General features: G+C 65.1%; 10 protein-coding genes. 5 read left to right on the top strand and 5 right to left on the bottom strand.

The features are described from left to right. Window positions 1–3 precede the first annotated feature (3 nt). Window positions 4–237 (top strand): hypothetical protein, encoded by a 234-nt coding sequence (locus ACNFCI_RS07935; protein WP_084858188.1) that lies wholly within the window; start codon window positions 4–6, stop codon window positions 235–237. Between the two features lie 49 nt (window positions 238–286). Here ACNFCI_RS07935 and sulA read toward each other — a convergent pair whose 3' ends face one another. Then, complete coding sequence (sulA, locus tag ACNFCI_RS07930; RefSeq protein ID WP_084858187.1) at window positions 287–775, bottom strand: SOS-induced cell division inhibitor SulA; 489 nt, start codon at window positions 773–775, stop codon at window positions 287–289. Window positions 776–788: 13 nt separating this feature from the next. Continuing rightward, window positions 789–1,397, bottom strand: coding sequence for a transcriptional repressor LexA (gene lexA / locus ACNFCI_RS07925; RefSeq protein WP_084858186.1), 609 nt, complete (start codon window positions 1,395–1,397; stop codon window positions 789–791). Between the two features lie 244 nt (window positions 1,398–1,641). On the opposite strand from lexA, the gene ACNFCI_RS07920 reads away from it, so the two are divergent. Genes ACNFCI_RS07920 through nagZ form a run of 3 tightly spaced genes read left to right on the top strand, consistent with a single transcriptional unit; the run spans window position 1,642 to window position 3,942 of the window. After that, complete coding sequence (locus tag ACNFCI_RS07920; RefSeq protein ID WP_084858185.1) at window positions 1,642–2,355, top strand: TetR/AcrR family transcriptional regulator; 714 nt, start codon at window positions 1,642–1,644, stop codon at window positions 2,353–2,355. Between the two features lie 40 nt (window positions 2,356–2,395). Next, on the top strand, window positions 2,396–2,920 hold the full coding sequence (locus ACNFCI_RS07915; protein ID WP_084858184.1) for a L,D-transpeptidase: 525 nt from the start codon (window positions 2,396–2,398) through the stop codon (window positions 2,918–2,920). Between the two features lie 23 nt (window positions 2,921–2,943). Continuing rightward, window positions 2,944–3,942 (top strand): beta-N-acetylhexosaminidase, encoded by a 999-nt coding sequence (nagZ, locus tag ACNFCI_RS07910; protein WP_172403039.1) that lies wholly within the window; start codon window positions 2,944–2,946, stop codon window positions 3,940–3,942. A 51-nt stretch (window positions 3,943–3,993) separates the two neighbouring features. Here nagZ and ACNFCI_RS07905 read toward each other — a convergent pair whose 3' ends face one another. From ACNFCI_RS07905 to mfd, 3 genes are read right to left on the bottom strand one after another with little or no spacing between them, the layout of a single operon-like run. Next, complete coding sequence (locus ACNFCI_RS07905; RefSeq protein WP_368829510.1) at window positions 3,994–7,314, bottom strand: SNF2-related protein; 3,321 nt, start codon at window positions 7,312–7,314, stop codon at window positions 3,994–3,996. Between the two features lies 1 nt (window position 7,315). Further along, window positions 7,316–7,888, bottom strand: coding sequence for a CsiV family protein (locus ACNFCI_RS07900; protein WP_416767776.1), 573 nt, complete (start codon window positions 7,886–7,888; stop codon window positions 7,316–7,318). A 9-nt stretch (window positions 7,889–7,897) separates the two neighbouring features. Beyond that, the gene (mfd, locus tag ACNFCI_RS07895; protein ID WP_368829509.1) at window positions 7,898–11,347 is read right to left on the bottom strand and encodes a transcription-repair coupling factor; all 3,450 of its coding nucleotides are present in this window, start codon (window positions 11,345–11,347) and stop codon (window positions 7,898–7,900) included. Window positions 11,348–11,514: 167 nt separating this feature from the next. Here mfd and ACNFCI_RS07890 point away from each other — a divergent pair, with 167 nt between their 5' ends. Further along, entirely contained in the window at window positions 11,515–12,978 is a 1,464-nt protein-coding gene (locus tag ACNFCI_RS07890) for a glyceraldehyde-3-phosphate dehydrogenase (RefSeq protein ID WP_084858179.1), read from the top strand. The last annotated feature ends 93 nt before the right edge of the window (window positions 12,979–13,071 follow it).

Below are 13,071 nucleotides of genomic sequence, written 5' to 3'. Positions count from 1 at the left end.
TATATGTCAACGTCCTTTCTAGAAATTGTCGAGTTGCCTGATGGCCGGATCGAGCTGCGCCGTGCCGAGGACGAGGGTTCTTTGGTGACCCTGGATTTCTCCGAGGACGCCAAGGCGTTCCTGCAAGGCCAGCATGTGGAAGTGGCCAAGGCCATGCTGAGTGTCGGCGTGCAAATGGCAGGTCGCCTGGTTGAAGGCGATCTCGAGCACGAGGAAGGGCCACGCGTTCTGCATTGAGCCTCGCGCTTTGTAATTCAGAAATTGAAAGACAGGCAAAGCCTGAACATCAGCCGAGGCGGATGTTCAGGCTTTGTGCGTTTCCGGTCGTGGCTGCACGGATCAGTTGCTGGCGCGCCGTGGCATTGAGGTTGCCAAGCCAGCTGACCACGGTATGGCTGTGGCCCAGACGCAAGGCTTCGCAGGCCAGTTGCAGGGCGCTCTGGTTAGCGCCCGGTTGCAGCAACAGGATGCGTTCACGGTTGAGGCCGGCATCGCGTAGCCAGGCCTGGGTCAGGCTGGCGGGCGGTGCAATGAGGGTCAGCCAGCGGGTTTCGTCCTCTTCGCTCAGTTCTCGCAGAACCGGCGCCAGCAGGCTTTGGCAGTGGCCAGGTGCGCCACGCAGGGACAGTTCGCTGAACAGCTCGGGCTGCTGGGGCTTGCGTGGTTGCTCTGCGGCGCCGTTGCGGGCTTTCAGGCCAGGCAGCACCGGCTGGGCCAGGAAGGCCTCGAACAGGGGTAGCTGTGCTTGCTGGGGTGCATGGATGAACTGCTGCATGACGCCTCCTGGATCAGCGGCGAATGACGCCGACACTCAAGCCCTCGATCACCAGTTCCTGTTCTTTCAGGTCGACTTCGATGGGGGCGAATTCGGGGTTTTCGGCGATCAGCCAGACCTTGCTGCCTTCACGCTTGAAACGCTTGACGGTCACTTCATCGCCGATACGGGCGACGACAACCTGGCCGTTGCGGGCTTCGCGGCAGGTATGCACCGCCAGCAAGTCGCCGTCGAAGATGCCGATGTCCTTCATGCTCATGCCGTGCACGCGCAACAGGTAGTCGGCGCGGGGGTGGAAGAAGGCCGGGTTGATGTTGCAGGATTCCTCGATGTGCTGCTCGGCGAGGATCGGGGCACCGGCGGCGACGCGGCCGATGATTGGCAGGCCGCTTTCTTCCGCCTTGGTTTCCAGGCCGGGAATGCGGATGCCACGGGAGGCGCCCGGAGTCATTTCGATCGCACCCTTGCGGGCCAGTGCCTTGAGGTGTTCCTCGGCGGCGTTGGGGGACTTGAACCCCAATTCCTGAGCGATTTCCGCACGGGTCGGCGGGAAGCCGTTGTCTTCCAGGCAGCGTTTGATGAAGGCCAGGATTTCGGCTTGGCGTGGCGTCAGTTTCAACATGGCGGGCGCTCTGTCTTTTTATACAGTGACTGGGATTATATACAGTGGATGGCCAGCTGCAAGCACTTGCCGACGAGAAAAGCTTCACACGAGGCTGACTTTCATCGCCCAGGCTACGGGATACGCGGGCTGCAGCGTGACATGCGGAGCTGTGGTTAAATGGCGACCCACCAGTCACCGAGCCTTGACAAGAGGCCTGCTTGAAACGTATGTTTCAAACAACTGTTTGTCAGGCGGAGTAGTCATGGCCCAATCCGAAACCGTTGAACGCATTCTCGATGCTGCCGAGCAGCTGTTCGCGGAAAGGGGGTTCGCGGAAACCTCGTTGCGGCTGATCACCAGCAAGGCCGGGGTCAACCTGGCGGCGGTGAACTACCATTTCGGCTCCAAGAAAGCCTTGATCCAGGCGGTCTTCTCACGTTTCCTCGGCCCATTCTGCGCAAGCCTCGAGCGCGAGCTGGACCGACGCCAGGCTCGCCCCGAGCCGCGGCCGAGCCTGGAAGAGCTCCTGGAAATGCTGGTGGAGCAGGCCCTGGCCGTGCAACCACGCAGCAACAACGACCTGTCGATCTTCATGCGCCTGCTGGGTCTGGCCTTCAGCCAGAGCCAGGGGCACCTGCGCCGCTACCTGGAAGACATGTACGGCAAAGTGTTCCGCCGCTACATGCTGCTGGTCAACGAGGCCGCCCCCCGTATTCCGCCGCTGGAGCTGTTCTGGCGCGTGCACTTCATGCTCGGCGCGGCGGCGTTCAGCATGTCGGGCATCAAGGCCTTGCGCGCCATTGCCGAGACCGACTTCGGCGTCGACACTTCGATCGAACAGGTGATGCGCCTGATGGTGCCGTTCCTGGCCGCGGGCATGCGTGCCGACAGCGGTGTCACTGACGAAGCGATGGCCGCCGCGCAATTGCGCCCGCGCAGCAAGACCGGTTCCGCGCCGGCCTCGGCCAAGGCCTGAGCGCTGGGCGTGGAAGGGCGCTTGAGCTAAGCTAGCGCCCATGCCCGACCTCGATTTCCTGCACATTTCCCTCGCCGACCAGCGCCTCTATGGGTTCGCCCAGGGCGAGCTGCGCGTGCGCCTGGCCGTGTCCACGGCGCGCAACGGGGCTGGCGAGCGCAATGGCTCGGGCTGCACGCCCCGTGGCCTGCATCAGGTCCGCGCGAAGATCGGCGCCGGCTTGCCGCAGGGCGCCGTGCTGAGCAGCCGACGCTGGACCGGCGAGGTCTGGTCCGAGGCGCTGCACGCACGTTTTCCCGGGCGAGACTGGATCCTGAGCCGCATCCTCTGGCTCAGCGGCTGCGAGCCAGGGTTCAACCGTCTCGGCCAGGTCGACACCTTTCGCCGCTACATCTACCTGCATGGCACACCGGACACTGAACCTATGGGCGTGCCGCTGTCCCATGGTTGCATACGCATGAGGAACAGCGACCTGGTGCCGCTGTTCGACCGCATACAGGTGCATTGCCGGGTGCGGATCGACGAAGCCGCCTGCCCGCAATGGGGTTCCCTGCCTCTTCACTGAAGGATTCAATTATGACCGCCAGCCTGCAAGGCTCCCTGATGGTGGACATCGCCGGTAAATGGCTGACCGCCGAAGACCGCCATCTATTGCGCCAGCCCGAGGTGGCCGGCCTGATCATCTTTGCCCGCAACATCGACAGCCCTCGCCAGGTGCGCGAGCTGTGCGCCTCCATCCGCGCCGTCCGACCCGACCTGATCCTAGCGGTCGACCAAGAGGGCGGCCGGGTCCAGCGCCTGCGCCAGGGCTTCGTGCGCCTGCCGGCCATGCGTGCGATCGCCGACAACGCCAATGCCGAGCAGTTGGCCGAGCAGTGCGGTTGGTTGATGGCGACCGAGGTGCTGGCGGTCGGCCTGGACCTGAGCTTCGCGCCGGTACTGGACCTCGATCACCAGCGCAGTGCGGTGGTCGGCAGCCGTGCCTTCGAAGGCGACCCGGCGCGGGCCACGCGGTTGGCCGGAGCCTTCATCCGCGGCATGAACGCAGCCGGCATGGCCGCTTGCGGCAAGCACTTCCCCGGCCATGGCTGGGCGGAGGCGGACTCCCATGTGGCCATCCCTACGGATGAACGCAGCCTGGAGCAATTGCGCCAGGCCGACCTGGTGCCATTCACGCGCCTGAGTGGCCAGTTGGCGGCCGTGATGCCGGCCCATGTGATCTACCCTCAGGTGGACAACCAGCCGGCTGGCTTCTCGCGTCGCTGGCTGCAGGACATCCTGCGCGGCGAAGTGGGCTTCAAGGGGGTGATCTTCAGTGATGACCTGTCGATGGCTGGCGCCCATGTGGTAGGGGATGCGGCCAGCCGTATCGAGGCCGCGCTGAGCGCCGGCTGCGACATGGGGCTGGTGTGCAACGACCGGGCTGCGGCGGAGCTGGCCTTGAGCGCGGCGCAGCGCCTGAAGGTCAGGCCGTCGCCGCGTATCGCGGGAATGCGCGGGCGAGGGTTCGCGCGTACCGACTACCGCCAGCAGCCGCGCTGGCTGGAGGCATTGGGAGCCTTGAAGCAAGCGCAGTTGATCGATTGAGTGGGCCCTATCGCCGGCCCCACCCTATGGGCCGGCTTGCCGGCGAGCGTATCAGGGCCGACTACGTTTGCCCGGCAACGGCGCGAACAGCGCCTCGATCTCGTCATCGCCCAGGCGCCACTGCCCGCCCTGCCCGCCATCGAGCAAGCTGGCCGCCAGCGCGGCCTTCTCCTGTTGCAGTTGCTGGATCTTTTCTTCCACCGTTCCCCGGGTGATCAACTTGAACACGAACACCGGCTTGTCCTGCCCGATGCGATAGGCTCGGTCGGTAGCCTGGTTCTCGCTGGCCGGGTTCCACCAAGGGTCATAGTGGATCACCGTGTCGGCGGCCGTCAGGTTCAGGCCGGTACCGCCGGCCTTGAGGCTGATCAGGAACACTTCGCTGTGGCCGTTTTGAAACTGTTGCACGGGCGTGCGACGGTCGCGGGTATCGCCGGTCAATAGGCTGTAGCGAATCCTGCGCTTGTCCAGTTCGGCCTCGATCAAAGCCAGCATCGAGGTGAACTGGGAAAACAGCAGCACCTTTCGCCCTTCGCTGAGCAGCTCCTCGAGCATCTCCATCAGGCTGCCCAGCTTGCCTTTGTCGGCCTGGTTGCCCTTGGCTTCCACGCCCTTGACCAGGCGTAGGTCACAGCATACCTGGCGCAGCTTGAGCAGGGCGTCGAGGATGACGATCTGGCTGCGTGCCGCGCCGTTGCGGGCGATTTCGTCGCGGACTTTCTTGTCCATCGCCACCCGTACCGTTTCGTAGGTGTCGCGCTGGGCATCGCTGAGCTCGACCCAATGGATCATCTCGGTCTTGGCGGGCAGTTCGGTGGCCACCTGCTCCTTGGTGCGGCGCAGCAGGAAGGGGCGGATGCGGCTGGTCAGGTGAGCCATGCGTTCGCTGTCGCCGTGGCGTTCGATGGGCGTGCGGTAGTCCTGGTTGAAGCGCTTGAGGTCGCCCAGCCAGCCGGGCATCAGGAAGTGGAACAGCGACCACAGCTCGCCCAGGTTGTTTTCCATCGGCGTGCCGGTCAGGCACAGGCGCTGGCCGGCCTGCAGTTCGCACACCGCCTGGGCGGCCTTGCTGGTGCTGCTCTTGATGTTCTGTGCTTCGTCCAGGATCAACACGCTCCAGGACACTGTGCGCAGGTGCTCGAGGTCTCGCGGCGCCAAGGCATAGGTGGTCAGCACCAGGTCGTAGTCGAGCAGCGTGTTGAAATGCTTGCTGCGCCCCGGGCCATGCAGCGTCAGCACGCGCAGGCCGGGGGCGAAGCGCTGGGCTTCGTCGAGCCAGTTGGGCACGAGGCTGGTGGGCATCACTGCCAGGGCGGGTTGCGGCAGGCGGCCGTTTTCCTTTTCCAGCAGCAGGTGGGCCAGGGTCTGCAGGGTCTTGCCCAGGCCCATGTCGTCGCCGAGGATGCCGCCGGTGCCCATTTCGCGCAGTGCCTGCAGCCAGTTCAGGCCTTGTTGCTGATAGGGGCGCAGCGCAGCGTTCAGCCCTTTGGGTGGTTCGACCTGCAGGTCGCGGGCATCGCGCAGGCGTCGGCCCAGGTCGCGCAGGTGTTCGCCGCCTTCCCAGCGCAATGGCAGGTGGTCGATGTCGTTCAGTCGCGCGGCGTCGGCGCGGTCCAGGCGCAGGGAGGGGCCGCCGGCATGTTCGTGCAGGTACAGCTCGCCCAAGGTACCCATCACCGCCTTGACGCGACCATAGGGCAGGGCGACGCGCAGGGCAGGGGTGTCCTGGCGGCCGCGGTTGAGATCGATCAGCAGGTGTTCGTCGTCGCTGCGCCGGGCCAGCTCGCTGGGGCGCAGCAGTTCGGGGCTGCTGCGCAGCAGCTGCAGCATGATCGGCAGCAGGCTGTGGCGCTGGCCATCGACCACGATCCCCAGCTCCAGGTCGAACCATTCATGGCCGGGTGTTTCGTCGAGGGTGGCATACCACTCGTCGATGTCCTGCAGGTCGAAGGCGAAATCCCGGGGGATGTCGATTTCCCAGCCGGCCTTGCGCAGACGTGGCAGGCCTTCACGGGCGAACAGCAGCCAGGCTTCGTCGTCGGCGAGCTGGAACATTTCGCCGGCGCTGTCGGGCAGGGCCTTGCTCTGCCGGGTGGCAGGCTTGAAGCCAAGCCCGCGCAAGGTCTTGCGTATGACCTGCTCGGCCTGGGGCTGGCGGTGGATGCGTTGGCTGGTCTCGCCCACGAGGCGGTTCAGGGGCTTTTCGTCGTTGCCGCTGGCCAGCAGGCCGTCGTAGTTGAAGGCCAGGGCGGCGCGGTGCTGCGTCTGGCGCTGCATGCGCCCGGTCTTGGGCATATAGGCGCTGAATTCCAGGCTGCCGAGGGTCAGGTGCGGGCGTGGCTGGATATGGTCGTGTTCTTCGCTGCGCACGGTGGTGGGCGTGGGAACCTGTCGGTTCAGGGCGTTGAGCCGATGGCTCAGCGGCACGACCAGCTCCTCTGGTACCGTCGGCGCGCGGGCCAGCTGGCTGGCGATGAAGGGGTCCAGTTCGTGCCGCAGCCGGCCTGTTTGGCAGGCTTGGGTATCCACGTAGTACAGCGGGTCCAGCGGCAGCACCGGGAACAGGGCGTGGCCATCATGGTACCAGGCGCCACGGTAGCTGCCGTTGTCCTGGCGCACCCAACGGAACTCTGCCGATTGCTCGGGGCCTTGGGTGAACGGCTCGGCGTGGTCCTCGAACAGCAGGCGACCTGTGGCCAGGGCATATTCGAGCAATTCCGCCCCTTTCTTGCCCTCCAGTGGCGTCGAGGGCGAAACGACGGCTTTGTTCTGCGAGCTGATCAGGCGCAGCAGGCGAGCATCTTCTTCGGTCACATAGCGTGGGGTGTAGTAGATCATCTCCGGCAATGAGGTGATCTTGCCCAGTTTCAGTCGGCCGTCGTTCTGCTGGGTGCCCTTGACTGCTTCCAGGCGGCACTGCATACGGTCGAGCCTGACCTGGTAGTAGATGGCCGGCCCCTTGCGCGCGGGCTTTTGCTCTGCCGGCGTGGCCGTGGGGGCTTCTAGAGCCTTGACCCACAAGCTCAGTTCGGGAGAAAGCGACGGGCCGCAACCGGGTGTCGTGGGGTCGTCGATGCAGTCTTGCAGGTGGAACAGCGCGGCGGCGCAGTGCTTGCAGTTGGTCCCTACGGGGCAAGTACAGCGCCCGAGTACACGCAGCTGTGCGCCGCTGTGCATCAGGTGGATCGTCTGGCTGTAGCGCTGGCCTGCGGAACCCGAGCAGACTGCCTCGACCGCCTGGTCATGGGCCGAAAGTATCTTGACCTTGCCCTGGATGGCGTAGTCCAGGCCACGGCCAAGCGCTCCGGCATCGAAGGCGGACGTCCAGCCTCCATGGGCCAGGAGCAGTTGCTGCACATCCCGCGCGCTCACCTCATTGCTCCATCATCTCCGGGTCGAGCACCGGCAGCTTGCGCATGCCGGCGGGGGTGACCTTCAGTAGCACGGCCAGGTGCCCGCCGTCGAGGAAGGTCAGCTGGTTGGCCTTCATGTTGTTGTTGCTCTGCCTGAACTGCTCGCTGCGCAGCACGCTACCGTTGCCGTCGAGCTGGTTGACCCAGAAGTTGGCGTCCACGGCGATGAAGCGGCCGTCGGCGATGCTCAGGTTGCCTTCGATGGGAAAATGCCCGAACTGCTCTTCGCCGGCGCTCAGGGCAATGCGGCTTGGCGTGCTGCCGACCTGCTGTTGCCAGGCCTTGTGCAGCAGCACGGTGTAGTCGACGGTCGCCTGCAGGCGGGTGGCTTCGTCGTCCAGCGCCAGTGGCCGTTCGGCTGCCTTGTCCAGGCGTGGCGCGCCAGCGCTCCAGTCTTCCGGGGCGAACGGGCTGGTCACCGCGGGCACGGCGTTCTGGCGCAGCAGGATCATTTCTACCTGATAGGGGCCTTCGGCGAAGGCGGCCGGCGCGAACAGCGTCAGCATCAAGGTCAGGCAACGGATGGCACGCATGGATCTTCCTTAGGCAGGCTGTGGGGTCAGGCGCTCGAACAGCGCCTCCAGGGTGGTGAAACGTTCGTCCGGGCGCTCCATCGGCACGAGGAAGCGGAACTGCGTGGCGCCTTCGAACTTGTAGCGCTTGGGCTGGCCCTGGATGAGCTTGATCAGGGTCAGCGGGTCGACGGGTGTCTCGGCTTCGAACTCGATCTTGCCGCCGTTGGGGCCGGCGTCGACTTTCTTGATGCCGAGCTTTTCCGCCTGCAACTTGAGCAAGGTCAGGCGGACCAGGTTCTTGGTCGGCTCGGGCAGCAGGCCGAAGCGGTCGATCATCTCCACTTGCAGGTCCTTGAGGCCCTCTTCGTCGGCGGCCGAGGCGATGCGCTTGTAGAGGATCAGGCGGGCATGCACGTCCGGCAGGTAGTCTTCCGGGATCAGGGCCGGCAAGCGCAGGTTGATCTCCGGGCCGCCGCCCAGCGGTTGCTCGAGGTTCGGCTGGGTGCCCTTGCGGATAGCCTTGACCGCGCGCTCGAGCATCTCCATGTAGAGGGTGAAGCCTACGGCCTGGATCTGCCCGCTCTGGCCTTCGCCGAGCAGTTCGCCGGCACCACGGATCTCCAGGTCGTTGGTGGCCAGGACGAAGCCTGCGCCCAGGTCCTGGGTGTTGGCGATGGCCTCCAGGCGCTTTTCGGCATCGGCGCTGATCTGCTGGCGCGGTGGCGTGAGCAGGTAGGCATAGGCTTGGTGGTGGCTGCGCCCGACACGGCCGCGCAGTTGGTGTAGCTGGGCCAGGCCGAACTTGTCGGCACGCTCGATGACGATGGTGTTGGCGCTGGGCACGTCGATGCCGGTCTCGATGATGGTCGAGGCCACCAGCACGTTGAAGCGCTTGTGGTAGAAGTCGCTCATCACCTGTTCCAGCTCGCGTTCGCGCATCTGCCCGTGGCCGATGCCGATACGCGCCTCGGGCACCAGTTCGGCCAGTTCGGCCGCGCATTTCTCGATGCTCTTGACGTCGTTGTGCAGGTAGTACACCTGGCCGCCGCGCAGCAGCTCGCGCAACAGTGCTTCCTTGACCGTGCTCTTGTTCTGCTCCATGACGAAGGTGCGCACCGACAGGCGTCGCGCCGGCGGAGTGGCGATGATCGACAGGTCGCGCATCCCCGACACCGCCATGTTGAGCGTGCGCGGGATGGGCGTTGCGGTCAGGGTGAGGATGTCCACTTCGCTGCGCAGGGCCTTGAGCTGTTCCTTCTGGCGCACGCCGAAGCGGTGTTCCTCATCGATGATGACCAGGCCCAGGTCCTTGAAGCGCACGTCGTCCTGCAGCAGCTTGTGGGTGCCGATGAGGATATCGATCTTGCCTTCTGCCAGGTCCGCCGCGGCAGCGCTGACTTCCTTGGCCGACTTGAAGCGGCTCATGACCTCGACCGTCACCGGCCAGTCGGCGAAGCGGTCGCGGAAGCTGTTGTAGTGCTGCTGGGCGAGCAGGGTGGTGGGCACCAGCACGGCCACCTGGCGGCCGCTGTGCACGGCGATGAAGGCAGCGCGCATGGCCACCTCGGTCTTGCCGAAGCCGACGTCGCCGCACACCAGGCGGTCCATCGGCTTGCCGGCGAGCATATCGGCGCGCACCGCCTCGATGGCCGATTGCTGGTCCGGCGTTTCCTCGAATGGGAAGCCGGCGCTGAAGGTGGCGTAGTCGGCAGCTGGGTCGGCGAATGCATGGCCCTTGCGCGCGGCACGGCGGGCGTAGATGTCGAGCAGTTCGGCAGCCACGTCGCGGACCTGCTCGGCGGCCTTGCGCTTGGCCTTCTGCCAGGCTTCGGAACCCAGGCGGTGCAGCGGGGCCAAGGCATCGTCGCTGCCGGTGTAGCGGGCGATCAGGTGCAGGTTGGCGACTGGCACGTAGAGCTTGGCGCCTTCGGCGTACTCCAGGGTGAGGAACTCGGCGGCCTGGCCGTCGATTTCCAGCGTGGCCAGGCCCAGGTAGCGGCCCACGCCATGGTCGATGTGCACCACCGGCGCACCTTCGCGCAGCTCGGTGAGGTTCTTGATGACCGCATCGTTGGCCGCGTCGCCGCGTTTCTCGCGTCGCCGACGCTGCATCACGCGCTGGCCGAACAGCGGGCTTTCGGCGACCAGGGCGATGGCCGGCTCGTCCAGCAGCAGGCCGTCGTCCAGTGGGGCGATGGTGATTGCCAGGCGCGCCTTGCCGGTGACGAAGTCGGCCCAGCTTTCGACTGTTTGCGGGCGCAGCTTCAAGCGCTCGAGCAGCTCCAGCAGCACTTCGCGACGGCCCGCCGATTCGGCGGTGAACAGCACGCGGCCGGAGAACTCGTCGAGGAACTTCGACAGTTCGCCCAGGGGCTGGTTGGCCTTGGCTTCGATGGCCAGGTTCGGCAGCGGCCGGGCCGGGAAGCGCTGGCGACCGGCACCGGGCTCGACCTCGTCACTGCTGACCACCACGCGTGGCCACTGCTTGAGCTGGGCGAAGCAGTCCTCGACCGGCAGGAACAGCTCGGCCGGGGGCAACAGTGGGCGGGTCAGGTCGCCGCGGCGTTCTTCGTAGCGCCCGCGCACATCGTTCCAGAAGTGCTCGGCGGCCTGTTCGACGCCTGGCAGGGAGAACACCTGGGTGTCGGCCGGCAGGTAGTCGAACAGGGTCGAGGTTTCCTCGAAGAACAACGGCAGGTAGTACTCGATGCCGGCGGGGATGATGCCGCTGGTCAGGTCCTGGAAGATCGCGCTGCGGCGGAAATCGACATCGAAGCGTTCGCGAAAGCGCGCCTTGAAGCGGGTCACTTCTTCCTTCTGCATCGGGAATTCGCGGGCCGGCAGCAGGCGCACCGAGTCGACCTTGTCGATCGAGCGCTGGGTCTCGGGGTCGAAGGTGCGCAGGGTCTCGATCTCATCGTCGAACAGGTCGATCCGGTAGGGCAGCTTGCTGCCCATGGGGAACAGGTCGATCAATGCACCGCGCACGGCGAACTCGCCATGCTCGTAGACCGTGTCGACGCAGCGGTAGCCGCTGGCTTCCAGGCGCGTGCGCATCTGTTCCACGTCGATCGTCTGGCCGACGTCCAGCACCAGGCTGCTGCCCAGCAGGAAGCGGGTCGGGGCCAGGCGGTGCAGGGCGGTGGTGATCGGCACCACGAGGATGCCGTGGTCCAGTTCCGGCAGCCGGTAGAGGCTGGCGATGCGCTGGGAGATGATGTCCTGGTGCGGCGAGAACAGGTCGTAGGGCAGGGTCTCCCAGTCGGGAAACGGCAGCACCGGCAGGTCGGGCGCGAAGAAGCGCAGCTCCTGTTCCAGACGGTCGGCAGCCTGGCTGTCGGCGGTCAACAGCAGGGTGAAGCGGCCAGCGCTGCTGGCGGCTTCGGCGATGGCAAGGCTCAGGGCGGCCCCGGGCAGGTTGCCCCAGGTTTGTTTGCCGGCCGTGGCCGATAATTGCGGTAGGCGCAGAACTGACACGGGAGATTGGACTCCAAGCGTTGCGGCAAAGACGACAATTGTACCGGTGCCGGTGCGCGCTGTCAGGCTCGGAAGGGCGTGGCGACGGGCTCTGGCGGTGGCGACAGGCGCTCATTGCCCGATACGTCGAGGGGCGTCATAATGTAGCCCCTTTTTTCTCCCCCTACATGTGGAAGGTTCCCGTGACTCAGAAGCCCGACCAGTGTCTTGGTGAGTGGATCGATCGTGAAGCCCTGGCTGAAGCGATGATCCCGCTTATCGGTCAGCTCTACCGCAACAACAACGTGGTGAGCTCGATCTATGGCCGCAGCCTGATCAATCGTTCGGTTATCTCGATTCTCAAAGCCCACCGCTTTGCCCGTCACCGTCAAGCCGACGAAACCGAACTGTCCGTCCACGAGACATTCCCCCTGCTCAAGGCCATGAGCGAGCTGAAGCTGGGTGCCGCCTCGGTCGACCTGGGCAAGCTGGCGAACAAGTTCAAGCTGCAAGGCAACGGTCGCACCGTCGAGCAGTTCGTGCGCGAAGAGCTGGCCGATGTCGTCGGCCAGCAGAACGTTTCCCCACGCAAGGGCACTGACGTCGTCCTGTACGGCTTCGGCCGCATCGGCCGCCTGCTGGCGCGTATCCTGATCGAGAAGACCGGTGGTGGCGACGGCCTGCGCCTGCGCGCCATCGTCGTGCGCAAGGGCGCCGAGAACGACCTGACCAAGCGCGCCAGCCTGCTGCGTCGTGACTCGGTACACGGCCCGTTCGATGGCACCATCGTCATCGACGAGCAGAACAACACCATCACCGCCAACGGCAACCTGATCCAGGTCATCTACGCCAAGAACCCGAGCGAAGTCGACTACACCCAGTATGGCATCCAGGATGCTCTGATCGTCGACAACACCGGTGTATGGCGTGACGCCGATGGCCTGGGCCAGCACCTGGCCTGCCCTGGCGCTTCCCGCGTGATCCTCACCGCACCTGGCAAGGGCGCGCTGAAGAACATCGTGCACGGCATCAACCACGGTGACATCACTGCCGACGACAAGATCATTTCCGCCGCCTCCTGCACCACCAACGCCATCGTGCCGGTGCTCAAGGCCGTGAATGACCAGTACGGCATCGTCAACGGCCACGTCGAGACCGTTCACTCGTTCACCAACGACCAGAACCTGATCGACAACTTCCACAAGGGCAGCCGCCGTGGCCGCGCCGCGCCGCTGAACATGGTCATCACCGAGACCGGTGCCGCCACCGCTGCGGCCAAGGCGCTGCCGGTGCTCAAGGGCAAGCTGACCGGCAACGCCATTCGCGTGCCGACGCCGAACGTCTCGATGGCCATCCTGAACCTGAACCTGGAAAAGGCCACGACGCGCGACGAAATCAACGAGTACCTGCGCCAGACCGCCATGCACTCGGACCTGCACAAGCAGATCGACTACGTCAGCTCCCAGGAAGTGGTATCGACCGACTTCGTCGGTTCCCGCCACGCCGGTGTGGTCGACGCCGAGGCGACCATCTGCAACGACAACCGCGTTGTCCTGTACGTCTGGTACGACAACGAATTCGGTTACAGCTGCCAGGTCGTTCGTGTGATGGAAGACATGGCTGGTGTGAACCCGCCAGCGTTTCCACGCTGATCCGCTTGTAATGCGTTGAAGAAACGGGAACCTTCGGGTTCCCGTTTTTTTTTTGGCCACGAAGCGCCGATCTGCACGGTACCTGTAGGAGCG

The organism is Pseudomonas sp. NY15356, assembly GCF_048068175.1.
Classification (GTDB): domain Bacteria; phylum Pseudomonadota; class Gammaproteobacteria; order Pseudomonadales; family Pseudomonadaceae; genus Aquipseudomonas; species Aquipseudomonas putida_K.
The sequence above is the reverse complement of the archived record's forward strand: the minus strand, read 5'-3'. Positions and strand labels throughout refer to the sequence as shown.

Excerpts from the sequence above, each read along its gene's own strand:
- ACNFCI_RS07935 (WP_084858188.1), top strand. The coding sequence starts at position 4 with ATGTCAACGTCCTTTCTAGAAATTGTCGAGTTGCCTGATGGCCGGATC.
- sulA (WP_084858187.1), bottom strand. The coding sequence starts at position 775 with ATGCAGCAGTTCATCCATGCACCCCAGCAAGCACAGCTACCCCTGTTC.
- lexA (WP_084858186.1), bottom strand. The coding sequence starts at position 1,397 with ATGTTGAAACTGACGCCACGCCAAGCCGAAATCCTGGCCTTCATCAAA.
- ACNFCI_RS07920 (WP_084858185.1), top strand. The coding sequence starts at position 1,642 with ATGGCCCAATCCGAAACCGTTGAACGCATTCTCGATGCTGCCGAGCAG.
- ACNFCI_RS07915 (WP_084858184.1), top strand. The coding sequence starts at position 2,396 with ATGCCCGACCTCGATTTCCTGCACATTTCCCTCGCCGACCAGCGCCTC.
- ACNFCI_RS07900 (WP_416767776.1), bottom strand. The coding sequence starts at position 7,888 with ATGCGTGCCATCCGTTGCCTGACCTTGATGCTGACGCTGTTCGCGCCG.
- ACNFCI_RS07890 (WP_084858179.1), top strand. The coding sequence starts at position 11,515 with ATGTGGAAGGTTCCCGTGACTCAGAAGCCCGACCAGTGTCTTGGTGAG.